Origin of the sequence: Sphingobacterium sp. xlx-96 (assembly GCF_011007365.1) — a bacterium.
Lineage (GTDB): Bacteria > Bacteroidota > Bacteroidia > Sphingobacteriales > Sphingobacteriaceae > Sphingobacterium > Sphingobacterium luzhongxinii.
Genome location: NZ_WFKM01000013.1, coordinates 140,705 through 166,292, shown reverse-complemented (window position 1 = coordinate 166,292; position 25,588 = coordinate 140,705). Strand labels below are relative to the sequence as shown.

The window sequence follows — 25,588 nt, the reverse complement described above, 5'->3', positions numbered from 1 at the left end:
CTGCCCAACAGTGGGAATATACCGGGAATTGAACAACTATCCTTTAAAACCAACATTAATGATGAATGAAAGATCTCAATGGAATATAGGTAAACTGGTGAAGATGATGAAACTGATCTCGCTGTTGCTTATGATGAGTATGGTGCAAGTCAATGCTCGTACATTTGCACAAACAATTACCTACGCAAGAAATAATGTCAGCCTATCTCAGCTTTTTAATGAGATCCGCAAGCAAACAGGCCTAAACGTACTTTGGTCTGCAAAAAAGGTGCAAAATAAAAAAACAATAAAGGTTAATTTTATGAAGACCCCTGTCGCTCAGGTCTTAAAGGAGAGCTTAGCAGGACAGGGACTTACTTATGAAATTGAAGACAATACCATTATAATAAAAGAAAACCCAATGAAAACGAGCGTTCAAAACGTAGTAATTTTGAACGATATAGATGTGCACGGTACCATCAAGGGGGATAACAATAAGCCACTTGTGGGGGCAACAGTAACCATCAAAGGGACCAGCAAATCGGCGATTACCAATGAGTCAGGTAACTTTTTGTTGACTAATGTAGATGAAGATGAAGTCCTGATCGTAAGCTATGTCGGGTATTTGTCGAAAGAAATAAAGGTTTCAAAAAATATGGGCGTGATTGTCCTTGCCCGTACCCATACCGATATAGGCGAGACGGTAGTGTTCAGCACTGGATACCAACGTATTCCGAAGGAAAGAGCTACAGGATCCTTTGATCTTATCAGCGGCAAGCAAATTCAAAATAAGATTCAGACAAACGTCTTGGAACGTTTGGAAGGGATGGCGCCCGGCCTCTTACTGATAGGAGGCAAGGATAGACCGAATGCAGATCCGACCCAGGATGACGGATTGACGATAAGGGGGGTATCTACATTGTACGGTACAAAAAGACCGCTTATCGTCGTTGATAACTTTCCTATAGAAGGCGATATAAACTCGATCAACCCCAATGATGTAGAAAGTATAACTATATTGAAAGACGCTGCTGCTGCATCTATCTGGGGTGCGCGCGCAGCAAATGGCGTGATCGTAATTAGTACAAAACAAGGCAAGAAAGGTAATATAACCTTTCAATATAACAACAGTTTTCAATTTCAGGCCAAGCCCAATATAGGTTACCTAAATAGATTGTCCGCGGCTGACGATATTGCCGTAGAACGTAAATTGCTTACACCAAGGTATGAAACCCTCCTGGGGTACTCGAACAGCGCATTTTCGGCCTTTGCACATCTGTATATGGATTCGGTAGCGGGTAGAATCACGCCGGAAGAATATGCCCAACGCGTGAGTTATCTATCAGGTCTGGATAACACAGATCAGATCAAAGATCTAATGATGCAATCTCCATTTACGCAAAACCATAGCTTTTCGTTTAATGGAGGTAATGATAGAAATCAATACTACGGGTCCTTAAACTATACCAATGCGAATGGCTACGACCTAAAACAACAGGATAAAACCTATACGGTGTTTCTCAAAACTGCACATCAGGTGACACAGAGGCTGAGTTTCGGTGTAAACGCAAATATGAACTTTAATAACGGTACGGATGCTCCGGTTTCCGCATTGAGTATCTTTAAGCTAAAACCATATGCTATGCTACAAGATGAACTGGGCAACCCGATGGTGGTAAACCGAAATGCTGACCCTGCGAATCAGAACAGTTCAAACGTATTTTCAATAGCGCAACGCATGGCATGGGGACTGGCCGACGAATCCTACTATCCGTTAAAGGAATTGAATAATAAGGACATACGCTTTGATGGTGCTGCACAACGTATTCAGGCAGAACTGAATTATAAAATAGCGGAAGGAATCAACTTGGGGGTGAGTTATCAGTTCGAAAAAGGCAATCTTAAAAAACGTGTCCATACCTTGTCTCAACAAGCAGATCTCCTAAAACAGATAAATGATTTTATCACGCCCTCGCTGGATGACAACGGACAGTTTGCCACCAACTTAGACGGTACTTTGCTGACACCTCAGTATAACATACCACAAGGGGCTAAATTAGACGAGGTCAATAGCAACTATTCGGGACATGTGATCCGTGGTATTCTATCCATCGATAAAACGCTACATACCGACCATGCTATTGCCGCACAGCTGGGGGTCGAGAACAAAAAGTCTGTTAATAGCGCTACTGCTGTGACCAAATACGGCTACGATGATCTTACGCTTAAATTTATAAATCTGGATTGGCAACGGCTTCAAAATTTACCGGTAACGCTATTGAGCATCAGATATCCATTTGATGGCATGAATGACTTCTTTTCTTATGAGGAAAACCGCTTTGTATCTGCTTTTGGAAATGCGTCTTATACGTTTAAAAACAAATATATTGCCAGCGGAAGTATACGTATAGATCAAACCAATCTCTTTGGAACCGATCCAAAATACCTGTACAAGCCGATGTGGTCGGCAGGGGTGGCCTGGAATGCTTCTAAAGAAACCTTCTTTGAAGGACTCTCTTTTGTAAATGATTTGCAACTGCGCGCTACATATGGTATTAATGGTAATATTCCCAAAAATTCGGGTCCTTTTATGATCGCCGCCGCAGATGTAAACTTCATTACTGGTCAACCATCCAATTGGATTATCAGCCCTGCCAATAATGCTTTACGTTGGGAGCGGACAGCGACTTCTAATATTGGGGTAGATTTTGGCTTATTCGGATATAGAATCATCGGTAAACTGGATTATTATAAACGCAATACTACGGATATATTGGGCGATGAGTCTCTAAATCCTACGTACGGTTTTTCAAATGCGCAGATTAATTCGGCAAGTATGACGAATAAAGGATTTGAGGCACAGCTCACGACCAAAAATATAGATGGCCAAAATTTCAGATGGTCTACCACATTCATGTATGCACACAATAAAAATAAAATTACCCATTCGGCTTTATCGCCGGCGTTTAACAACCCAAGAGCAATTGCCAATGGATCGCCTTTCCTTGTGGGAATGCCTTATGGAGGCTTGTATAGCATCCGGTTTGCGGGTCTGTCTGAAGATAAGGGACAGCTACAGGTGCTCGATGCAGATGGCAACCTGGAGAATAGCGAAGAGGGATTGACCAGTAGGCTGGACTTCGCTTATTTTTCAGGAAGCACTAGGCCTATCCATAACGGCGCCTTTACCAACATGTTTGGCTATAGGAATTTTGATCTAAGCTGTATGTTTGTATTCTACGCAGGCTCTGTAGCTAGACAGAATATGCCAAGAGGAGTTAGAGGTCCTAATGCCCTGGATGGTAGACTGGCAGATGCATGGAAAAAACCTGGTGATGAGCATATCACGAGCATCCCTAATGTTATCGATGATCCGAATTCTTGGTATACGAACACCTACTATCGTAATTACCTGGATGTAAATGTATTTAACTCTTCTTATGCTAAGCTTCGCGAGGTAATATTAACGTATAATGTACCGGCCAATAGCTTGAATAGAATCAAATATCTTAAAGGATTGCAGTTTAATGCGCAGATTCGGAATTTATGGACCATAGATTTCAATAAATTTGACATCGATCCGGAAGCATTCGCTAACCAGCAGCGCACATTACCAGAAATGCCAACCTATTCTATCGGTATCAACGCAACATTTTAATACGAATAAAGATGAAGAAATATTATATATACCTATTGTTTGCCTTTGTGGTGCTATCTACTACAGCTTGTAAAGAATATTTAGATATCACCCCAAAAGGCTATGTGATCCCCTCAAAGATTGAAGACTTTGAACGTATCCTAAATGATGCCAATATCTTTCGGTTTCTATCTACAGATATTGATTTTCTATCGGATGATTATTATGCGACGAATATTGACCCCACTAATTTTAAGGACAACGTACAGAGTCGGTTATATTTCTGGAAAAAAGATATTTATGCTACCGAAGAAGAAATATCTTACTCCTTTTGGTCAAGTTTGTTTGGTAGTATTTATCAGTTTAACGCGATTATTAATAATGTAGAAAAATCTGTAGGGGCTACACCGGATCGCGCTGCAAAAATCAAAGCGCAGGCTCAGTTTGGCAGAGCTTTGGCTTATTGGTATTTGGTTAATATTTACACAAAGCCTTATGCAAGCGCTACGGCGGGTACAGATTTGGGAATCCCACTGGTCGTGAACAACGATATTACAAAACAGCTGCCGGGTAGAGGTACCGTACAGGCAACATATGATTTTATAGTCAAAGATCTGACAGAATCACTAGGTGCAGTACCCGAATCGGCGGCAAATCCTTACATGATTTCTAAACCTGCTGTATATGGCTTCTTGGCACGTACCTATTTAATGATGGGTAAATACGATCTGGCGGCTAAGGCAGCTGGCGATGCATTAAGCTTTAATAATCAATTGATTGATTATAATGAGGTGTACTCGGAAAAAGTAAGTAGGAACGGTGTGCCTTATATTGGTGTCAAACCGGGGGTCACTGTATTTTCAGACCACCTGAAAGTTCCTGAAAATATCTTTTCATTACTATTTACTTATATCGGGGGTATGTATTATCAACCTATCGCAAAGGAGACAGAGAAGCTATTTGATGCCGATGACTTGAGACGTGTTTTTTTCAACCCCTACATGGAAATAGGTGCGCCCTGGAATGGTTTATATACCTATATGGAGCAGTTTGCTTACGTAAATCCGGGGATTACTACGGCAGAGATGTATTTAATCCGGGCAGAATCCAGGGCTAGGACCAAGGATCTTGCTGGAGCCATGCAGGACATAAATACTTTGCGCAAAAATAGAATTAAGGCTGACGAATTTACTGACATGACGGCTACATCCGAGACCGATGCGGTGAAGTTCATCTTATTAGAGCGGCGCAAAGAACTGTTGTTTAAAGGGGCTAGGTGGTTTGATATGCGTAGATTGAACAATGATCCTCAGTATGGTTTTACGGCGTATCATTATTTTATAGATGGTACTAAGGTGGCTATTGAACCCAACAGCCCTTCTTATACGTTGAATCTACCTGAATCGGCGCTGGCCACCCATATAGTACAAAATTAAAAATTCAAACATGGGATTAAGCTATAAATGTTATGTGTTGTGTGCGGCCTTGATGGCCGTCACAACGCTTTATGCGCAACAAAAAACAATTATAAAAGTACATAATGCGCACGCTGCCGACAAGGAGGTTAGGATCTCGATCCCTATCGATGGCAACTATTTTCAGGAAAATCAGCGCTCGAGTCAGATGGCACCGAACAAGGAGGCGGTTATTGAATTTGACATAAACAAAGAGGGCATGGTAAGGGTGGTGAACGATTTTCGCTACGTTTATGTATGGGTAAAACCTGGTGATCGCCTGGATGTAGATTTTGGCCCCGACAATACGTACAAGATAAGTGGGGCTAACGGATCTGGACAAGAGCTTTACAATAAACTATATTCTGATGATACGCGTAGCAGATATGAGGTGCTGGAAGTCTATCCTCGGGCTGAGAAAAGGGTGGAGGTTTGTGACAGCTTGAAAAACGTCGATGTTGCGCAATTTAAAGCTTTATTGGAGCAGGGTAAAATAGATAAAGACTTTTACAATAGGGTTCAGATAGAAGCAGAGCTATATTATAAGCTTCTGTTGTCTACTGCTATTTTCTTCAAGATGCGATCGCATGTGTTTAGTCCGGAACCTGATACTCAAAATTTGCCTGATCCAAGCTATTTAAAGGTATGGCAAGATATCTATAGTGACTTAAATACAAATGCAGACTGGATAAAGAGTCCGTTGTTTAATTCGCACTTGGGGCGATATCATAGCTTGCTCCGCCTGATGAACAAACCTTTGACACAAAGAGACTTACCCTATTCACTGGAAATGATTAATACATTTAAACCTCTGTTGAAAGATGAGACGCTCGAATACGCCTGGGCAACGTGTATAGCGGATGGTTTAGCAAGTAAGGACAATGAGAAAGCTTGGCTCGCTAATTGGACCGATTTTGTACAGCAGTACCCTAATAGTAAATTGATTTTGCCGTTAAAACCTGCAGTTGAAGAGGTGCAAGACTACCATAACAGAATAGGCAAAAGCGATGCGTGTGTTGAATTTTTAGAAGATTTTGCCCATATAAATACTTTAGCTGAACTTGGTGAGCGTCTGAAAGGAGCTGTCGCTTATGTAGATCTTTGGGCAACCTGGTGTGGCCCATGCCGGGCGGAGCTGCAATATAGTATCAAATTGCATGGTGCGATGGAAAAGATGGGCATAATGCCGGTGTACCTATCTATAGACTACGATAATGCGGATGCCAAATGGAGAGAAATGGTACAGGGCTATCCCTTGAAAGGGATTAATCTGCGTGCTAACAAAGCTTTGGCAAAAGATATACGCGATAAAGTTCCAGGTTTTAACGGAATACCCCGTTATCTGATTTTTGACAAGACAGGCAAAATCGTAAATTGGGATGCTAAACGCCCTAGCGATATGGATGAATTGTTGAATCAATTGAAAACGGTAAGGTAAATCTACCTACGAAAGTCTAGGTACCAGCTATTCACCTGAGGGCACACGGGTAATTTTTCGCCGGGCTTTCGTCTGTCTTCAGGGGACCGATAGCCCGGATGATTTACGCTAAGAGCGTGCTGCTTATATTCTTTTTCCAAATAAAAAGCCCCGATCGCTCGGGGCCTAAACATATAATTTACAGTAAAAATCACAAAATACTAAGCGTATGTTGTTACCACTTTGCTGACTTTCCAGCCATCTGGGGTCTGCAGCAGCGTAATGTAGTCTATACGGGTGAATTTCTCGAATTGCATGCTTGCCTTGGCCATACAGGTAGGACCTGTCTGATCCAATATTTCGTAACTGGTCTTGCAGTTGTACTTTAACCCTTTATTGCCTTTCAGAAACTTTAAATAGGTCGCACGGTTGTGTACCTGATCCGTGCTGGCGACGCGGTATTCAAAGTCCGGGGCAAATAGATACTTGTTGAACTCGGTGTTACCTATTGTTATAGCTTCTACATAGGTAAGGGCAATTTTCAGGGCGCTGACGTCTTTCAATGGATTAAAGGCCGTTTTGGCCGAAGCATTAAATGATAGGGCGAGAATGAATACTGTTGCGATGGTTGCGATAATCTTTTTCATCTGAATAATGTTTTTTTAAATGGTAGTAGTTTCTTTTATCCTTAAGACGCTAGTTCTATTATGGAGGTTGCGCCTGCTTGTTGTTTTATTTATTCTTTCTAGCATCAACCATATTTTATCAACTTTTTTCTCCGATGCCTGCTTTGTGGTAATTGCTGATTCAAAAATAGGAGGGATTGCGCAGGTCGGAAACGGTCTTTCGACCAAATGATTTTATTTTTCGGCGAAAGAAGAGATTGCTTCGGTGAAAAGTTCTGCATTTGTTGATAATTATTCTCAAAAACGACTGTTCACAGTCTCCGAATCGACTCAAAGTGCTCCTGAGACATTCCTAGATGCAATAAAATACTGGAAAGTGGGCACCTTAATTGGTAAACATACGTCAGGGGCTAACGGAAATATCAACTATCAATATCTCCCAGGAGGAATTATGGTTACTTTTTCGGGAATAAAAGTCATAAACTCGGATGGCACTAAACACCACCTCGACGGTATCACGCCAGATTATGAAGTAGACTACACCCTGAATGATGTGTTACAAAAGCGAGATCCCTTTATAGAAAAGGCTTTAGAGATCATCACAAAATAGGGGAAATAGAACAAAAAAGCAGGCCCCGAAATAATCGGAGCCTGCTTTTATATCGTATAGTTATTAAGATAGTTTATGGGCCTTTTGTTTGCGTGCATTGACGATCAGGTAACTGACATACAAGAGAATCAACCATATCGGGATGAGCTCGACAGATATCTTCAAGCCGGTAAACCACATCATCACCAAAACGCCTGACAGGAATAAAAGACAGATCACATTACTAAAAGGATAGAATAAACTAGGAAATAGGGTTTTCTTGTTTTCTTTTATCTTTTGTTTTTTGAAGTAAATATGGGTCCAGCTAATCATAATCCAGTTAATGATCAGGGATGATACAACCAGAGACATTAATATTTCTAAGGCTTTTTCGGGTATTAGTTTGTTGACAACGATACAAATGGCGACCAAGGCAGCTGATACTAAAATGGCTGCAGTAGGCGCGTGGTTCTTATTCACCTTATTCAGAAACTTAGGCGCATTGCCCTGCTCGGCTAGGCCGTAAAGCATTCTGGAATTGCTATATACGGAGCTATTATACACAGATAAGGCCGCTGTAAGCACGATTAGATTGAGCACATTGGCTATGATGGTCGTAAAGAAGTATGTCTTGCCAAACAGTGTGAATTGATAAGAATTAAGGGAGTTGAATACTTCGACAAAAGGGCTCGTATCGGCATTGATACTACGCCAAGGCATTAATGAAAATAGAATAAACAAGGCTCCTACATAGAAAATAAGGATCCGGATCAACACTTGGTTGGTCGCTCTTGGAATATTCTTCTCTGGATTCTCGGCCTCAGCGGCGGTGATCCCAACAAGTTCGAGACCCCCGAATGAGAACATGATCATCACTAGCGCAGCTAGAAGCCCCTGGTAACTACCGTCCTCGGCGGTGCCTAACCATCCTTTTGGAAAGAAGCCTCCATCGTTATAGAGGTTGGTGACCGTTGCCGTCTCACCCCCTGAACCTGAAATGAGTAGATAGGCCCCAAATATGATCATCGCAATGATGGCGACGACCTTGATAATAGAAAACCAGAACTCGGTCTCTCCATATACTTTTACAGAAGCAAGGTTGATCGCATTGACGACGATAAAAAAGAAAAGACTGGATACCCATAATGGAATTTCGGGCCACCAGAATTGTACATACACACCAATAGCCGTAAGCTCCGCCATACTAACAAGGATGTAAAGTACCCAGTAGTTCCACCCGGATGCATAACCTGCAAAGCCGCCCCAATACTTGTTGGCAAAGAAGGAGAAGCTGCCGGAAACAGGTTCGTCGACCACCATCTCTCCCAGCTGACGCATAATGAAAAAAGCAATAATGCCAGCAATAGCGTAGCCCAATAATACGGAGGGGCCTGCCAATACAGCCGCTTTTCCGATACCTAAAAATAGCCCCGTGCCTATAGCTCCACCTAAAGCAATAAGCTGAATGTGCCTATTGGTAAGTCCCCGTTTTAATTTTTGATCTTTATTGTTATCGTTCACAATCTTGGTTAATTTTTGTTTTCTTTATTATTGATAGCAGCTGTGCCGACACCTAGCAATTCATCCCAGTAGGTTCCGGTGCGACGGTAGTAGACCAGAATTTGATAATCATTGCCGGTCTGAAAATGGCTGCCTGAAAAAGCATCCGTGATGGTCTTTCCTTCAGGAGTGACCAACACATACTCGTAGTCGTAAAGCCCCTGCTTTAACTTTAGTGTTACTTCCCAATTCTGACTTTTAGCATTGTATTGCAACCGGTTATACGATGTCTGCTGGTAGTTATTGAATCCTCCAACCACATAAATCGATCCACCGATATCTTCCTTTGCCTCTAGGGAGAAGGTGACGTCTGCATAGTCAGCACTGATGTCTTCCTGGGCGTAATCGAGATTCCGTATATAGAATTTACCGTTCTCATCGTAAGTGGTCGCATAGGTCTCTCCGTTATTGTTCTTGTCGGTAAACAATAGGATATCCACAAGGCTGTCTATACGGATATCCTGGATCTGTGCCGAACCTCCTTTAAAAGAACGTAGGTCAGCATAGCGAAACTCGTTATTACCCAGAAAATCAAGGGTTTCGCTATTGTTATACTTGATTTCACTTGTGCCTATAAACATAGGGGTCTTAAGCACCATCCTATTATCGGGGCGTTGGTTCTGAAGGACATGTATCTGTATGTCTCGGTGTGGGTTAGCTATCGTTAATCCTGTTTTTATCGTTACATTTAGCTTTTGGTTCGTCAGACGTTTGTTGGCAAAGCTTGAAGCCATCACCTGGCTTTCGATGGCTACCAAAGGCTTGACCACGTAAAATCTTCGGGTAAGAATGAGTCTTTCTTTGTCGGCATCTTCATATACTTTGAGTAGAAAGTTGCCAGCAACCTTGGGCTTCACGTATTCATTCGGAAATACAGTTTTGTAATGTGTGAAAGGCTGTAAGGTACCCTGGGATTGTTGACTTTCGATGATTCGGTCTTCATTGTATCCTTCGGCATAGTCCAGGGATGATAAGCGGCTCTGTGTCCAATCGGCATTGCAGTGTTCAATGCTGTAGTAATAACTGCGAACGTCGGCCCTCAGATCATCAAACGAGAGGTTCAGAAGCTCTGTATCTCCTAATGTATATATAGGCAGCTGGCTTTCCTTGCCCGTAGGATAGAGCTGTACGGACTGTATGTCGCGGAGATAGTTGAAATCTTTATACAGCAATTCCTGCTTTGGAGACTGCTCGACATAAACACGCTTCTTTTTCTTCTTTTGCGCTTGGGCGACCAACGCTAACTGCAAAAGAAGAAAAAAGACAAAGAATGGTTTGATTTTAAACATAAAGAAGGGTTGACGCTGATTACGGCTGTATACCACTGTTATTTCATTTGTACAATGCGATCTACAATATACTTGGTGTTGCCACGCCAGGGAATGACACCATGGTACTCTTTATAATGCAGGTCGAAAAACTTGCCGCTATTAGCCTCCAATTGGGTAAATATAGAATCGCTCTCGACGGAGAAAACAAACTCATTGCTGGTCAATGTCCCGGCTCTTCCGCTACCAAACCCCTCTTGAATAAGCTTGCCCTCGTAGGTCTTGAAGAGGTTTCCTTTTTTTACGGCATAATTGAGATAACCTGATTTGACGCCCTCGCCAAAAACAAAATAGTATTTGAAATAGACAAGACCACTGCCGATTAATACGAGTACCAGAAGTGCCCATCCTAAAAAGCTCTTTAACTTGGATCCTCTTCGTTTTGGGGTAAGATTTGTATCTGTCATATCTATTAAACAATTACTTGATAGATTAAAGATACTAGAATGTTTATAATAATGAAAAAACGATGTTAAATAAAATGGTATGGAAGAGGGCAGGAGGTATATTCGTCTCCGGACCGTTGATGCCTGGAGACGAATTGCTGTAAACACTTTTTGAGTGTTATGGGCTTTTTGTTAAGATAATACTTTCATTTCCGCATCAATTGCGGCCTTGGTCTTGTCACTGATAGGAACCAATGGAAGACGTAAGACGTCCTGACCGATATCGATACGTTTTAAAATATATTTAACCCCGGCAGGATTACCTTCCACAAAGCATAAGTCCGTAATACGCAACAGCTTGTTGTGTATACTTCTAGCTTCTGTATATCTACCTTCAGCACACAGCTTGGTTACCGTGGACACTAGGCGAGGGTATGCATTGCCGACTACAGATATGACGCCAACGGCTCCCATAGCCATCATAGGAAGGGTCACAGGATCATCGCCTGATATTAACACAAAACCCTCGGGCTTGTCTCTTAATATTTCTGAAAACTGTGCAAAATTGCCCGATGCTTCTTTAATAGCGACGATATTGGAAAAATCATTGGCTAGTCGGAGGGTGGTCTCTGCGGTCATATTGCTACCGGTACGCCCTGGTACATTGTAAAGAATTACCGGTAACTTGGACGCTTCGGCTATAGCCTTGTAATGTTGATAAATCCCTTCTTGAGTCGGCTTATTGTAATAGGGCGATACAGAGAGTATTGCGCAATACCCTGCACAATCAAACTCTTCAATCTGACGTACTGTTTCCATCGTATTATTGCCGCCTATACCGGCGACCAAAGGAACTCGGCCATTGACCTTATCGGCCGTAAATTTCCAGATCTTCTTTCGTTCCTCAGAGTTTAATGTCGCCGTCTCTCCAGTGGTGCCTAGTGACACTAAGTAATTCATTCCTTGATTGATCTGAAGCTCTATGAGTTGGCCCAAAGCCTCAAAATCAATTGTTCCATCTGCATTAAATGGGGTAACTAATGCTACACCCGCGCCCTGAATCTCATTCATTTTCGTTGATTCTGATTTAAATATGTTGTAAGTTACTATTGATTAATCATTTTTAATAATTCTTCGTCCGTGATGATCGGTATTTTTAGCTTTTCTGCCTTCACTAACTTGGAAGGTCCCATTTTATCACCGGCCACCAGGTAGTTGAGCTTCGAAGAAATACTGCTTAACATCTTTCCGCCATGCGACTCGATCAATGCGGAAAGATCTTCTCTACTGTGTGTGGCAAAAACTCCGGATATCAGAAAAGTTTTTCCCTCGAGGTTGTTTCCGGCCAGTTCAATTACTTTTTCGGCGACTTCAAACTTCAATCCCGCTGCTTCTAATTTGTCGAGTTCGGATAAATGTTCCGGTTGTTGCAGATAGTGATAAACGCTTTCGGCTATGCGTATACCGATATCCTGTACGGTGGCAATCTCCGCTATGGAAGCCTGCTTGAGGTGATGAAGACTCTTGAAATGAAAGGCCAGTTTTTTGGCAACGGTCTCTCCAACATGACGTATACCAAGAGCAAAAAGAACTTTCTCAAAAGGCTTATTCTTGGACTGTTCTATTCCAGCCACCATGTTGTCTATTGATTTTTGACCAAAACGTTCTATAGTGACCAAAAGATCCTGCTTGTCTTTTAAGGTGTAGATATCGGAAAGATGACGTAGTAAGCCTTGCTTATAAAAGGATACAATAGTCTCATCGCCCAATCCCTGTATATCCATCATCTTGCGACCTATAAAATGTTGCAGCTTGCCGATGATCTGCGGCTCGCAGTGTTCTTCATTTGGACAGTAATGTACCGCCTCACCTTCTTGCCGGATTAGCCTGGCACCGCACTCGGGACAGCTGTCCGGGTATTGGATAGGGGTGGCGCCGGGGCTTCTCTTTTCCAGATTAACGCCCACTATTTTAGGAATTATCTCACCTCCTTTTTCTACGTATACGGTGTCGTGCTCGTGGAGATCTAACCGTTCTATTTCGTTGGCGTTATGCAGCGAAGCCCGTTTTACGGTAGTACCTGCTAAGAGCACAGGGGCCAAGTTGGCAACAGGGGTGACTGCGCCGGTTCTCCCGACTTGATAGCTCACGGTATTGAGACGGGTTTCGGCGCGTTCGGCCTTGAATTTATAGGAAGTGGCCCAACGTGGAGACTTGGCGGTAAAACCGAGTTCTTCTTGGTAGGCATAATCATTGACCTTGATAACGATACCGTCGATCTCGAAACTGAGCTGATGACGGGCGGCATCCCAATAGTGGACAAAATCCAAAACATCCTGAATGGTATCACATAGCTTAATGTGGTCAGAAACGGGAAAACCCCAACTTTGCACGGCATTCAGGCTATCCCAGTGCGACTGAAATACCCTATTCCGATTATCCATATATAGGAAGTATAGAAAGCAGTCCAAAGGACGTTTGGCTACTTCGGAAGAGTCTTGTAACTTGAGCGTACCTGATGCAAAATTACGCGGATTGGCGTAAGCGGATTCACCATTTTCTTCGCGTTCGCTATTTAATCTCAAAAACGCAGACTTGTGCATGAAGATCTCTCCTCTGATTTCAAAAAAATCGGGATAGGAAGTCTTGGAACGTAGCTGGTGCGGAATACTTCGGATGGTACGTACATTATTGGTCACCTCGTCACCTTGTACACCATCTCCACGGGTCACGGCTTGAACCAATTTGCCTTTTTCGTAGGTCAATGAGATAGATAATCCGTCAAACTTGAGCTCACAGACATATTGTACAGCATGACCTATTGATTTTTGGACGCGTTCGTCAAATTCAATCAATTCCTGCTCACTGTATGTATTGCTCAGTGACATCATCGGCCACCGATGCTGTACGGTATTGAATTTGGACGTGATATCGCCACCTACTTTTAAGGTAGGTGAGTTGGCATCTCTATATTCGGGATAAGCAGACTCTAAGGCCTCTAGTTCCTTAAGCTTTTGATCAAAGTCGTAATCCGAGATTAGGGGATTTGCCAACACATAATACTGGTAATTGTATGTATTAAGTTCTGCTGTTAACTGTTCTATTTTCGATTGGATATCCTGCGACATATGCAACGAAATTAAGAAATTTTGTAGCCCTAATATAATTTTAGGGCATTATTTTAATTGTCTTTTTCCAGAAAAAAGACAACGGGCGTCACTGCATTCGCTATTTCTCCGTTAATGGGAAATTATTTGCAGGCAAGTCTGAGAAACGCTGCATTTTGTTCATATAATACTCCCAAATGATGCATTTTTTGTAAAGACCAACTTTATTGTAAGCCGGAGGAGTTTTTTTCCTTTTTGAAGCATTTTTAAAGAAATTCAGGAAAAAGTACTGATGTGCTCTACTGATGGCCCAGGCGTCTCTCGCCTTTCCTTCCATAAAAAAATGCATCAGTGCTATAAGGTCTAACCAAAGGCGTGCAAATATCACCCACACCGCTGTCCAGAAGGAGAGGTTTTTTTGCAGCATGACCAGGTTGTTCCTAAAATTTAAGTAGGTCTTTTTAGGGTTACTCGTATTGAGTGTGCCCCCGCCGACATGATACACGGTACTCTGTGGACAGTAGCCGATTTTGTATCCCAGCTTTTTTAATCGCCAACATAGATCTATCTCTTCCATGTGTGCAAAAAAATCGGCATCAAAACCTTGTACTTCCTTCCAGACAGCTGACTTTATAAACAAGGCAGCTCCTGTGGCCCAAAATATCTCCTTGGTGGTATCATATTGACCGGAATCGATCTCAACGGTATTTAAGATACGACCGCGACAGAAAGGATATCCATAGATATCCAGATAACCGCCCGCAGCACCGGCGTGTTCGAAGTACTCTTTTTGATGAAAGGAGCGGATTTTAGGCTGAGCCGCAACGAAGGACTCCTGCATCATCGTCTCGATGACGGGTTCGATCCACCCTGGACTGACTTCAACATCGGAGTTTAATAACACATAGTACTCGGCTTCTACCTGCTCTAAGATCTTATTGTAGCCTCCGGCAAAGCCGAGATTTTCCGTATTTTGGATGATTCTGATCTGGGGAAAATTGGACCGGACGAAATCAATGGAATCATCGGATGAGGCATTGTCGCCCAGTATAAATTCTATATTAGGATACGTAGTGTTATATACAGATGGCAGAAACTTTTCTAAGAAATATCTGCCATTCCAGTTTAATATTACAACGGCTACCTTAGGGTATTGTGTCATGCTTTATCTTTTCGCTGTCTTTTCCATCTATTGTGCGACCATAACCAATAGGCTGGTGTATCACGTATGATCTGTTCGGTAAATTCATTATGAATTTTCGTGATTTCGTGATCCGCATACATAGAAGGCGTTTCTACTAAAGTGGTAAATTTACAAAAATAATGTCCTCTTTTTGCCTTTCGTCCAATATGACAATAAACAACAGGACTATTTGTTATCTTGGCAATACGCTCTGTACCGGTATAGACTAATGTCTCTTGATTGAGAAAGGTCATGTAGTAATCCGAATCCTGGTACATCGGGGTCTGATCGGCTACAAACATACTGATGTGAGGCGTATTTTTGAGTCGTACAATGTGCCTTAAAATCTGCTTCATCGGAACCATAGTAGCACCAAATCGAGTGCGCACACCGTTATAAATCTGATTGATGTCCTCGTTGTTTAATGGCTTATAGATTATGAGTCTAGCAAAATCGGTCATCAGCGACAAGCGATGTATTCCGAGCTCCCAGTTGCCATAATGCGCCGTAACTCCGATCACTGCCCGCCCTGCGTCAAAATGCCTGTACACCTCCTCTGGATTGAGAAGTTCGATACGCCTTTCGACATCAGCTTTCTTGATGCTGAACATCTTTACAACCTCTACAATAATGTCGGGAAAATAACGGTAAAACTGCTTGGCAATGGTCTGGATCTCCGCTTCGCTTTTTTCGGGAAAAGAGTTGCGTAGATTTCTAAACACGATCTTCTTGCGGTATCCGAGAACATGATAAATCAAAATGTACAATACATCTGAGATCCCATATAGCATCCAAAAAGGCATCTTGGACATCATATGTAAAATAAAATGTAGTATACTTTTTTTCATTTATAATGATCGTGACGTTTTAAGTTACGCAAACTTAGAGAAAATGCTTAGCATTCGCCAACACCTATCCATAAAAACTTTTACGATCCGCCAGCTGGCAGATCTCCAACAGCGATGAACCGATTCCAATGTTATCGGGTGAGCTCTTGAATGCCCATGCAAAAAAAACATTAATAAGTTCCTGACGACCCTTAAACCGAACGAAGGGAGCTCCTTGATTCCTAAGAACATAGCTTCATCAATAAAACATACACTTTCTGAAAAAAGAGCTGGAATTGTCTATTCTTTTTGGTCGCGATGCAACGTGATAGAGCCGTTTGAGCAAGCGGCTTGATTTCGATATGCTGATTAAATACTATTACTAAGCTTTTTATAGCAGAAATTTCCCTAAATAACATTAGTTTTGCGTACAAATTCAAAATTATAGTTACAAAAATGTCTATCCCTGTTCTATTAGCTGCAAATTATCTTCCGCCGGTATCGTATTTCCATGCTATTGCAAAAAATCCTGTAGATATACTTTTAGATCAGTACGAGCATTTTCCGAAACAAACCTACCGTAGTAGAACACATATCGCTACGGCCAATGGAATATTGGACCTATTTATCCCTATACAACACGGGAGAAAAGAGCATGTGGCAATGAAAGAGGTTAAGATAAGCTATGACCATGACTGGCAACGCTTACACTGGTCCAGCATACAGACGGCGTATCGCAGCTCGGCATATTTTGAGTACTACGAGGACGCTTTCGCTCCTTTTTATGAAAAGAAATACGATTATCTTTTTGATTTCAATGTAGAACAGCTGCAGGTAGTACTGCGATTGTTAAAGATCCAACGAGAAATAAAGTACACCGAATCTTACGAGGAAAGCTATCCTGAAGAATTGGATTTCAGAAGTTCGATACACCCTAAAAAAACTTCTGTCTATGCGCGTCCTAAGGTATATTATCAGGTCTTTGAAGACCGAACTGGCTTTCAACCGCAGGTGAGTATCATCGACTTATTATTCAATCAGGGACCGCAAAGTAAAATGTTCTTGTAACTTCCGACAAAGGTATTTATTTTAAAACTATAAGTCCATCTTGTTGTTCTAATCAAGATAGAAACCGCTAAGGTATTTTTATTTTATAACAATGAATCGGATTATAATAGCCTTATTATTACTTATCAGCCCTTGTAGCCCATCGATAGCGCAGACGGGCGTGGACACCATCCACTACAAAAAAGTGTATTACTTTGCCGGCACTGGATTGGGAATCCCCTTAGGAAAAACAAAGGATGTACTATCGCCCAAACTTTTTGTCGGTAGTATGGGGCTGGATATCACACTGAAAAACCCTAAGTATTACTTATACCCCGCCTTGTACATGCTGTCTTTTAAATATGATCAAAAGATCAGAGATCCGGAATTTAATACAATTATAGAAAATGGCCTATCCAGTTTTTATATGCTCAGTCTGGCAGCAGGAACTAGAAGACAGTTTGACAGATTGAATACCTATGTGTATCTGGGCCCCGCAATCGGATTGGCCAACGAGCCTCGATCTAATCTGGTGGGAGATGTGGTCAAAGTGGAATATCTCCGTTCGATAGCTTTTGGAACAAAGCTGGGGATAGGAGCAGACTATAAATTTAAGGGATTTTTCTTGGGTACGGAGATCGGCTATTTGTATAACGTAAACAAAGTTGAAGGGCAACCCTTTCACGTCTTGACTTTTATGGTTGGGCTGAAATCTGACATAACACGGTTGAGCGACAAGGTGGTGGATATTATAGCTCCTTAACTATCTGTTAAAAAATGTTAAGCTATACCCTTTTATGTAATTTAAAAAAAATGTTAACGTTATTAAGGTGAATATAACATTCATAATTTCATAATTTAGGTTAATAATTGGTTTGGTAAATCCTGAAGCTCCCCGCTTCAGGATTTTTCTTTTAACTTAAGTCTAAATTTCGGTTTGTCCGTCCAAATAATGTCATTTACTGCAAAATTGACAGTATAAATAGACTGCCATTGACAGGAAAAAATACGGTCAAAAAAATGGCTATAAAATATCTTTATCGAGAATTAATATTTTTTTGTTAAAATTATGTTAAATAATTGTTACAACTTTAATTTGGTATTTCGTTTGTGATATTTTCCGCGAATATTAAATTCATAATTTCATATTTAGGTTAATAATTGGTTTGGTAAATCCTGGAGCTCCCCGCTTCAGGATTTTTTTTGCACCTGCGGACGGCATTGCTCGAAGAGCATCAGAAAGAAACTTTGTTGATACTCCAGGTATCCGTACGCAGGATCAAAAGTTGATTTTTCAGACCGGGGCTACCTGTTATTATCGCAAGAGCTTCTTGTGCCATCATCAAACCTAATATACCGGGAACGGTATTCAATACGCCATTGAGTTCGCAACTGGGAACCTGATCCGGATCGGGGGGGAGCGGAAAGAGGTGTCTAAGATGTTTGGATCCCTCCAAATTAAAAACAGCAAGCTGAAGCTCAAAATTTAATACGGTACCGTATACGAGTGGCTTTTTTTGTCTTACACAAGCGTCATTGATCGCATAGCGGGATGCAAAATTATCTGTACCATCTAAGATTACATCGTACTGTGACACATAGTCATCGATATTGGCCTCGGTTATTTTTTCGTCTATTGCTTCGAAATTGACTGTTGAATTAAGTGCTTGAATGGCTTCCATTGCGGAGAATACCTTGGGTACACCTATATTTTTCTCGCGGTGTATAATCTGCCGGTGAAGATTATGGATCTCTACGCGGTCAAAGTCGATACAAGCTAGCGTTCCGACACCTGCTGCGGCAAGATATAGTAAACTAGGCGCCCCCAAACCACCTGCGCCGATCACGAGAACCCGACTTTGACAAATTTGTTTCTGGCCTTGAAGCCCTATTGGAGCAAAGGATATTTGCTTTTTGTAACGTAAGATCTGTTCTTTTGTTAATTCCATACCTTTAAAGTTTAGTACTCGGGCACCCAGTCTTTCCATACTGGCTGATAGCCTTTTTGGGTGATTAAAGTAGCGATCTCGGCTGGTGTGCGCTCGTCGCTAATTTCAAATTGTTCCAGTGATTCGGGTGCAACGACATAGCCACCGGGATTGGTCTTGGATCCGGCACTCATGGCGGTGATACCCAACGGAATGACATGATCCCGAAAAATAGCATGCTCTCTCGTGGAAAGTGATAACTCGAGATCTGGATTCCAGATCCGATAGGCACATATCAATTGCAGCAGGTCATCATCCTGCATGACAAAATTGGGTTCTACGCTGCCACTGGCAGGTCGTAGCCGGGGAAATGATACGCTATACTTGGTCTTCCAGTATTTCTTTTGTAGGTAATCGATATGTAAAGCAGTAAAGAAGCTGTCCACCCTCCAGTCCTCTAAACCCAATAACACACCTAAGCCAATTTTATGGATTTGAGCCCTACCGATTCGATCAGGGGTCTCGAGCCTGTAATGAAAATTGGATTTTTTACCCTTGGGGTGATAACTTTTATAGGCGGCCTGATGGTAGGTTTCTTGATACACCATGACGGCGTTTACTTTTGCTTCATGCAATACGGCATAGTCTTCATAGTCCAAAGGTTGCACCTCTATGGATATGTTTGAAAATATCGGTACCAACTGTGCAACTGCACGTAGGAAGTAATCTGTATCTACCCGATGATTGGATTCGCCGGTCACCAACAGAACATGTTGGAACCCCATTTTCTTTAGCGCTTCTGCTTCCAGCGCTATTTCGGCAGGCTGCAGTGTGCGTCTGGGAATTTTATTATCCATGCTAAAGCCACAATAGGTACATATATTCTGGCATTCATTGCTAAGGTACAGTGGCGCATACAACTGTATGTTTTTACCAAAACGCTTGATGGTGAGCCTGTGCGATAGCTGGGCCATCTCTTCCAACAGGGGTTTGGCAACGGGAGATACCAGATTCAGAAAGTCATATACATCGTGCTTTTCTTTACGGAGCGACCGATACACTTCATCTATCGTCGTATGATATATCCTGTCTTTTATCTCCTGCCAGGAGTAATCGTTGAATAGAGCCGTAAATGTAGTTTCCATTAACTATAGGTTTGATTTAAAAAAGCGGTGAGGGGGCTGCTGGATGCCGCTGTTTTGTCCACATATCCCAGGCCGGCTTCGTAGGCTAGCCGTCCGGCTTCGACAGCTTTGGCAAAGGCCTGGGCCATGACGACGGGCTGAGGTGATACCGCTATTGCCGTATTGACCAGGACGGCATCTGCACCCATTTCCAAAGCCTTGCTTGCATCGGACGGCGCCCCGATGCCCGCATCTACGATGACAGGCACGTGGCTTTGCTCGATGATGATAGATAGAAAATCAATTGTCTTCAAACCTTGGTTGGTGCCTATGGGTGAGCCTAAGGGCATCACGGCGGCCGTGCCAACATCTTCTAATCGCTTGCAGAGCACGGGGTCTGCATGAATGTAGGGAAGGACGATAAAACCTAATTTGACCAGCTGTTCACATGCAGCTAAGGTCTCTATAGGATCCGGCATAAGGTACCTGGGATCAGGATGGATTTCTAGCTTTATCCAGTTGGTCTGCAAGGCTTCGCGGGCGAGCTGGGCTGCCAATACCGCTTCTTTTGCGGTTCGGGCACCTGATGTGTTGGGTAGGAGATGTGCTCCTGAGGGACTGATATAGGATAATATATCGTCGTCGTGGCCCTCGTCAACACGCTTTAATGCTACCGTCACCAGTTCTGTGCCAGAAGCGAATAAAGCGTCTTGCATCTGTTGGTTGGAACCGAATTTTCCGGTCCCCATAAACAATCTGGACTGAAATGTCCGCTCTGCTATTGTTAGATTCTTCATTATACAGTAAGGTTAGTGTGATATATCGTTAGGGGCGTAAGGTCGGTACGTTCAAGGTAGCTCGATAGGGCAACACCGTATAGCCCGATGGCGGATAGCAATGGAATATCTTCCAAGGTGACGCCTCCAATGGCATAGATAGGTGGGGCGGGACTGTCTTTTAATTGCGTAAAGATGGCTTTATAGCCTTCAGGGCCTAGTAGGGGGCTGAGCTGTGCCTTTGACGTCGTAAAACGTAAAGGGCCCAGGCCTATATAGTCGCAGCCTTCATGGATACGCTGCTGAACATCGTCCCACGTATTTGCTGTGCCTCCTATGATTTTAGCAGGGCCAAGTTGCTGCCGTGCTGTTGCTACAGCTTGGTCTTCTAGCCCCAGGTGTACACCGTCTGCATCGACTTCCTGGGCGATATCGATAAAGTCATTGATGATAAAAGTGAAGTCGTATTCCTGTTTTAGGAGCTTGGTCGCTTTGGCGACATTGCGTACCGCCGTATGATCCTCGGTCTTAAAACGGAGCTGCACCCATTTGATTCCTTTTTGTAATACGGCCTTAATGTTGTTTAGTTGCTGTTCTTCGGTCGTGCCTGAAGAGATGTATTGTATTTTGCTATACATGTGTTTGAAAATAGGCTTTCCCTGTTATTAATGTTAAAGCGACTGTTGTTTTGTTTATTATCAACTGTATTTTAATAGTTTGTCCCTTACGCCGGGCAGGCAATTACTTTTTATCCATTAGCGGCTGCTCCCAAGGCTTTCATAAACGCTTCGCGGTTTCCGAAAAAGTCATCAAAACCGGAAGCGGGTGTAGTTCAGCGAAGCTAAACTCGCCGCCGTACCGCATGGGCACAACGGTATTGTTTCATTCTGCTGTAGCCAATCCGCTACTGCGCACCAGGCCTCAAGGTCAGGTGCCCGCTTGTGGATGAACCGGTTTCAGTTTATTGATGATCGTACCACAAGGTGTAGCAAGCCTCGAAGGCGGTAAAAGGATCCTCGGCGAGCCAGATCGCACCACATAATCCCACATCGTCAAAGTCAGATTTGAGGGTATGGATATTCTCCTGGCATATACCGCCCAACGCAATAAGTGTGGTCGAAAAATTCATGCGTTTGTCTACACAGGAAAGTTGTGCATCCTGCCCGTAGTCTGTCTTTGAAATACTGGAAAATACGGGACTGATAAAGGCTGCCTGAATACCTCTGTCCAACGCATTAAATTCGGCCCAGTTGTGTGTTGAAGTGCTGAGGTGTGTGTAATTTTGTCCCCACCGAGCAAGCCCTTCGTCTCGGACGGACGAAGGGTAATGCACGCGGTCCAAGCCCCATCTGTGGCTCAGTCCCTGATAACTGTGCAGCACGAGTTGCTTTCTCTCCTCTGCCGTGAAACGGTCGACTAATCTCATCATTTCGGTAACTTCCAGCACAGGTTTTCGAATATGCACAATGACCTCAGGATAGGTAATAAACTGTTTTATCAGTGCTTCTTCGTGATGAACGAAACCTGGAAGTGTGACAATACGCATTTAGAGATAGATTTCCTTTCCCGACTCGATGTATTCCTCAGACTTTTGCTGCATCCCTTCGGCGACGCTTTCGCGGATCTCCTGTGTGATCTTCATCGAGCAGAATTTTGGACCGCACATCGAGCAGAAGTGTGCTACTTTGGCTCCTTCGGCCGGTAGTGTCTCATCATGGTACTCGCGTGCTGTATCAGGATCTAACGACAGATTGAATTGGTCTTCCCAGCGAAACTCAAAACGGGCTTTACTCAGCACGTTGTCTCTATACTGTGCACCGGGATGTCCTTTTGCCAGGTCGGCAGCATGAGCGGCAATCTTGTAGGTGATCACACCGTCCTTGACGTCCTTTTTATTGGGCAAGCCCAAGTGTTCTTTTGGAGTCACGTAACAAAGCATGGCGCAGCCATACCAACCGATCATGGCAGCACCGATGGCTGAGGTGATATGATCGTAGCCGGGAGCGATGTCTGTCGTAAGTGGCCCTAATGTATAGAATGGAGCTTCATCGCAACACGCAAGCTGCTTGTCCATGTTTTCTTTGATGAGGTGCATAGGGACATGTCCTGGCCCCTCGATCATAACCTGTACATCGTGTTTCCATGCGATCTTGGTGAGTTCGCCCAACGTCTCCAGTTCGGCAAATTGAGCTTCATCATTGGCATCGGCTATAGACCCTGGACGTAGACCGTCACCCAGAGAAAATGCGATATCGTACTGACTCATAAGCTGGCATATCTCTTCAAAATGTGTGTATAGAAAGTTTTCCTGATGATGGAATAGGCACCATTTGGCCATAATGGAACCTCCTCTGGAGACAATACCTGTGACACGCTTGGCTGTGAGATGGATATAACGCAGCAATACGCCGGCATGGATAGTGAAATAGGAAACACCCTGCTCTGCTTGTTCGATAAGTGTATCCCGAAATATTTCCCAGGTGAGATCTTCGGCAACACCATTTACTTTTTCCAATGCTTGGTATATAGGTACAGTGCCGATCGGTACTGGCGAATTTCGGATAATCCACTCTCTGGTTTCATGGATATTTTTTCCGGTAGATAGGTCCATTATCGTGTCTGCCCCCCAGCGGCATGCCCATACGGCCTTCTCTACCTCCTCTTCGATGCTGGATGTCACCGCGCTATTGCCGATGTTAGCATTGATCTTAACCAAGAAATTACGCCCTATAATCATGGGTTCGCTTTCGGGATGGTTAATATTATTGGGAATAATCGCTCTTCCTGCCGCAATCTCGGCACGGACAAACTCTGGTGTTATCTTGCCATTCGGAGTATTTGCACCAAAACTATACCCGATATGTTGGTGGTTCATTCCTGCGGTGCTGTTTTCCAGTTGCTCTATCCGTTGGTTCTCACGGATAGCGACATATTCCATCTCGGCTGTAATAATTCCTTTCTTGGCATAATGGAGCTGTGTTACATTTCGTTGCGCTAGTGCTCTTTTGGGCTTATGCTGATAGTCAAAGCGTAAATCGGCCAACTTGGGGTCGTTGGCTCGCTCATTGCCATACACAGAACTGATATTTTCCAATATCTCTACATCGCTGCGCTCCAGGATCCACGGCTCACGGATGCGTTCGATACCGCTCTTGATATCAATAGATTTGTCGGCATCGGTATAGGGGCCTGATGTGTCGTAAATGGTTATGGGAGGATTCTCCGCTAAGCCACCAGAACTCAATCGGGTAGGCGAAAGCGTGATTTCACGCATGGCGACCTTGATCGGGTGCAGCTTGCCAGGTAGGTAAACTTTCTTTGAATTTGGAAATGGTACTGTGGTAATTGTGGTATTTTGTGTTGTCATAGTTTATGGTATTTTACCCGCCTTGAGTAGCGGTGATGATCAGTATTTCGTCTTGGTCTGCAATAGGGGTGGAGGGCCAGTCCTCACGGGGTATCACGCTGCTGTTAATAGCTACAGCGATACCATTTGTCTGGAGATCTGGCATCAACAGGGCGAGCACACTTAATAAAGTAGCGGGAAACTCGGCGCTAAACTGATGGGGTTGATTGTTTACTTTTATCTGCATAGTACTAAATTTTTTAAATTAAAGTACTTTAGGAATGCTATAAAAGCAGCGCTACAGATTGGTAGCCGCAAAGTGATTGGTACACTTACTTTTCCCTCCGCTAGTATGAACTAGATCAGGTTCCAAGGGTAAAATCTCAGCCTGTATTTTACAGACACCCCTAAAGTATTTGGTACAAGGATAAGGGATATTGTTGTGAAAAAAAAATATTTAGGAAATTTATTCGTGGTTGTTAAAAAATGTTAATACAGCGCGGCGTGTATACTAACGGGGATTGATAGTCGTTTTAATACCAAAAGTAAAGATTTCATAATTTCATATTTAGGTTAATAATTGGTTTGGTAAAACCTGAAGCTCCCCGCTTCAGGTTTTTTTTAAATACTTTCTGTATCCAGCCTTCGATCTTTAAAATAGAAGTTTTTGTCCTGGTCGGTTATAGCTCTGATGACCTTACAGGGATTGCCGGCGGCCACCACATTATCGGGAATATCTTTTGTCACAATACTACCGGACCCGATCACGGAGTTGCGCCCGATGGATACGTTGGGATTGATCACCACATTGCCTCCGATCCAGACATTGTCACCAATGTTTACGGGCATAGCGCACTCCAAACCTGTATTCCGCACTTCATAATGCAGTGGGTGACTAGCGGTAAAAATAGAGACTGAAGGACCGATCATCACGTTGTTGCCTATTTTGACGGGTGCACAATCTAGGATGGTCAAATGATAGTTGGCAAAAAAATTCTCCCCGATCTCAATGTTAAATCCATAATCGCAGAAGAAGGGCTGCTCGACACAAAACATAGCCTCGGTCTTGGCAAATAACCCCCTAATGAGCCCTTTGCGCTCTTTATAGTTTTTGGGGTCAATCTGATTATACCTGTAGCAAAGCCGTTGTGCAGCTAAGCGCAGTGTCGTCAATTCTTTGGTATGCGCGTAATACGGTCTGCCTGTTATCATTTTTTCCTTTTCAGTCATAATATCCGTCTGTCAATAGATAAAAATATCGGTGAAGATAAGAA

Annotated in this window: 22 protein-coding genes and 1 riboswitch; of the genes, 6 read left to right on the top strand and 16 right to left on the bottom strand. The window is 43.0% G+C overall.

Going from position 1 to position 25,588, the window contains the following annotated elements; genetic code table 11:
* The first annotated feature begins 58 nt into the window (after positions 1-58).
* Genes G7B20_RS16820 through G7B20_RS16810 form a run of 3 tightly spaced genes read left to right on the top strand, consistent with a single transcriptional unit; the run spans position 59 to position 6,508 of the window.
* The gene (locus G7B20_RS16820; RefSeq protein WP_164112583.1) at positions 59-3,637 is read left to right on the top strand and encodes a SusC/RagA family TonB-linked outer membrane protein; all 3,579 of its coding nucleotides are present in this window, start codon (positions 59-61) and stop codon (positions 3,635-3,637) included.
* A gap of 11 nt (positions 3,638-3,648) precedes the next feature.
* Positions 3,649-5,052: a RagB/SusD family nutrient uptake outer membrane protein gene (locus G7B20_RS16815; RefSeq protein WP_164112582.1), complete on the top strand. Its 1,404-nt coding sequence runs from the start codon at positions 3,649-3,651 to the stop codon at positions 5,050-5,052.
* 10 nt (positions 5,053-5,062) lie between these two features.
* Positions 5,063-6,508, top strand: coding sequence for a TlpA family protein disulfide reductase (locus G7B20_RS16810; protein WP_164112581.1), 1,446 nt, complete (start codon positions 5,063-5,065; stop codon positions 6,506-6,508).
* 200 nt (positions 6,509-6,708) lie between these two features.
* On the opposite strand, the gene G7B20_RS16805 is transcribed toward G7B20_RS16810, so the two are convergent.
* The gene (locus G7B20_RS16805) at positions 6,709-7,134 is read right to left on the bottom strand and encodes a nuclear transport factor 2 family protein (protein WP_164126758.1); all 426 of its coding nucleotides are present in this window, start codon (positions 7,132-7,134) and stop codon (positions 6,709-6,711) included.
* A gap of 244 nt (positions 7,135-7,378) precedes the next feature.
* On the opposite strand from G7B20_RS16805, the gene G7B20_RS16800 reads away from it, so the two are divergent.
* Positions 7,379-7,723 (top strand): S41 family peptidase, encoded by a 345-nt coding sequence (locus G7B20_RS16800; protein WP_164112580.1) that lies wholly within the window; start codon positions 7,379-7,381, stop codon positions 7,721-7,723.
* 63 nt (positions 7,724-7,786) lie between these two features.
* Here the strand turns inward: G7B20_RS16800 and G7B20_RS16795 are convergent, their stop codons facing one another.
* From G7B20_RS16795 to G7B20_RS16765, 7 genes are all read right to left on the bottom strand, one after another.
* Positions 7,787-9,223 carry an amino acid permease gene (locus G7B20_RS16795; protein ID WP_164112579.1) on the bottom strand — a complete coding sequence of 479 codons (1,437 nt, stop codon included), beginning with the start codon at positions 9,221-9,223 and terminating at the stop codon, positions 7,787-7,789.
* An 8-nt stretch (positions 9,224-9,231) separates the two neighbouring features.
* Positions 9,232-10,551: a type IX secretion system plug protein domain-containing protein gene (locus G7B20_RS16790; protein ID WP_164112578.1), complete on the bottom strand. Its 1,320-nt coding sequence runs from the start codon at positions 10,549-10,551 to the stop codon at positions 9,232-9,234.
* Between the two features lie 38 nt (positions 10,552-10,589).
* Positions 10,590-10,997: a hypothetical protein gene (locus tag G7B20_RS16785; RefSeq protein WP_205600251.1), complete on the bottom strand. Its 408-nt coding sequence runs from the start codon at positions 10,995-10,997 to the stop codon at positions 10,590-10,592.
* 171 nt (positions 10,998-11,168) lie between these two features.
* Entirely contained in the window at positions 11,169-12,047 is an 879-nt protein-coding gene (dapA, locus tag G7B20_RS16780; protein WP_164112577.1) for a 4-hydroxy-tetrahydrodipicolinate synthase, read from the bottom strand.
* A gap of 35 nt (positions 12,048-12,082) precedes the next feature.
* The gene (ligA, locus tag G7B20_RS16775) at positions 12,083-14,104 is read right to left on the bottom strand and encodes an NAD-dependent DNA ligase LigA (protein WP_164112576.1); all 2,022 of its coding nucleotides are present in this window, start codon (positions 14,102-14,104) and stop codon (positions 12,083-12,085) included.
* A gap of 100 nt (positions 14,105-14,204) precedes the next feature.
* Positions 14,205-15,245 carry a glycosyltransferase family 2 protein gene (locus G7B20_RS16770; protein ID WP_164112575.1) on the bottom strand — a complete coding sequence of 347 codons (1,041 nt, stop codon included), beginning with the start codon at positions 15,243-15,245 and terminating at the stop codon, positions 14,205-14,207.
* Positions 15,242-16,114: a lysophospholipid acyltransferase family protein gene (locus tag G7B20_RS16765; protein ID WP_164112574.1), complete on the bottom strand. Its 873-nt coding sequence runs from the start codon at positions 16,112-16,114 to the stop codon at positions 15,242-15,244. Before G7B20_RS16765 ends, G7B20_RS16770 begins: the two co-directional genes overlap by 4 nt.
* 435 nt (positions 16,115-16,549) lie before the next feature.
* On the opposite strand from G7B20_RS16765, the gene G7B20_RS16760 reads away from it, so the two are divergent.
* Together G7B20_RS16760 and G7B20_RS16755 are read left to right on the top strand one after the other, a co-directional pair.
* Positions 16,550-17,161, top strand: a complete 612-nt coding sequence (locus G7B20_RS16760) for a WbqC family protein (protein WP_164112573.1) — start codon at positions 16,550-16,552, stop codon at positions 17,159-17,161.
* Between the two features lie 91 nt (positions 17,162-17,252).
* On the top strand, positions 17,253-17,903 hold the full coding sequence (locus G7B20_RS16755; protein ID WP_164112572.1) for a hypothetical protein: 651 nt from the start codon (positions 17,253-17,255) through the stop codon (positions 17,901-17,903).
* 472 nt (positions 17,904-18,375) lie between these two features.
* Here the strand turns inward: G7B20_RS16755 and G7B20_RS16750 are convergent, their stop codons facing one another.
* The 8 genes from G7B20_RS16750 to G7B20_RS16715 all read right to left on the bottom strand — a co-directional run bounded on the left by G7B20_RS16750 (position 18,376) and on the right by G7B20_RS16715 (position 25,544).
* Positions 18,376-19,089: a HesA/MoeB/ThiF family protein gene (locus tag G7B20_RS16750; protein WP_164112571.1), complete on the bottom strand. Its 714-nt coding sequence runs from the start codon at positions 19,087-19,089 to the stop codon at positions 18,376-18,378.
* A gap of 11 nt (positions 19,090-19,100) precedes the next feature.
* Complete coding sequence (thiH, locus tag G7B20_RS16745; protein WP_164112570.1) at positions 19,101-20,213, bottom strand: 2-iminoacetate synthase ThiH; 1,113 nt, start codon at positions 20,211-20,213, stop codon at positions 19,101-19,103.
* The gene (locus G7B20_RS16740; RefSeq protein WP_164112569.1) at positions 20,213-20,989 is read right to left on the bottom strand and encodes a thiazole synthase; all 777 of its coding nucleotides are present in this window, start codon (positions 20,987-20,989) and stop codon (positions 20,213-20,215) included. The genes thiH and G7B20_RS16740 overlap by 1 nt, the downstream gene beginning before the upstream one ends.
* On the bottom strand, positions 20,989-21,606 hold the full coding sequence (locus G7B20_RS16735) for a thiamine phosphate synthase (protein WP_164112568.1): 618 nt from the start codon (positions 21,604-21,606) through the stop codon (positions 20,989-20,991). The genes G7B20_RS16740 and G7B20_RS16735 overlap by 1 nt, the downstream gene beginning before the upstream one ends.
* A 323-nt stretch (positions 21,607-21,929) precedes the next feature.
* Entirely contained in the window at positions 21,930-22,397 is a 468-nt protein-coding gene (locus tag G7B20_RS16730; protein ID WP_164112567.1) for a thiamine phosphate synthase, read from the bottom strand.
* A gap of 117 nt (positions 22,398-22,514) precedes the next feature.
* Positions 22,515-24,335 (bottom strand): phosphomethylpyrimidine synthase ThiC, encoded by a 1,821-nt coding sequence (gene thiC / locus G7B20_RS16725; protein WP_164112566.1) that lies wholly within the window; start codon positions 24,333-24,335, stop codon positions 22,515-22,517.
* A gap of 13 nt (positions 24,336-24,348) precedes the next feature.
* Positions 24,349-24,561 carry a sulfur carrier protein ThiS gene (thiS, locus tag G7B20_RS16720; RefSeq protein WP_164112565.1) on the bottom strand — a complete coding sequence of 71 codons (213 nt, stop codon included), beginning with the start codon at positions 24,559-24,561 and terminating at the stop codon, positions 24,349-24,351.
* Between the two features lie 75 nt (positions 24,562-24,636).
* Positions 24,637-24,733, bottom strand: a riboswitch (TPP riboswitch).
* Between the two features lie 202 nt (positions 24,734-24,935).
* On the bottom strand, positions 24,936-25,544 hold the full coding sequence (locus tag G7B20_RS16715) for a sugar O-acetyltransferase (RefSeq protein WP_240466031.1): 609 nt from the start codon (positions 25,542-25,544) through the stop codon (positions 24,936-24,938).
* Positions 25,545-25,588: the final 44 nt, after the last annotated feature.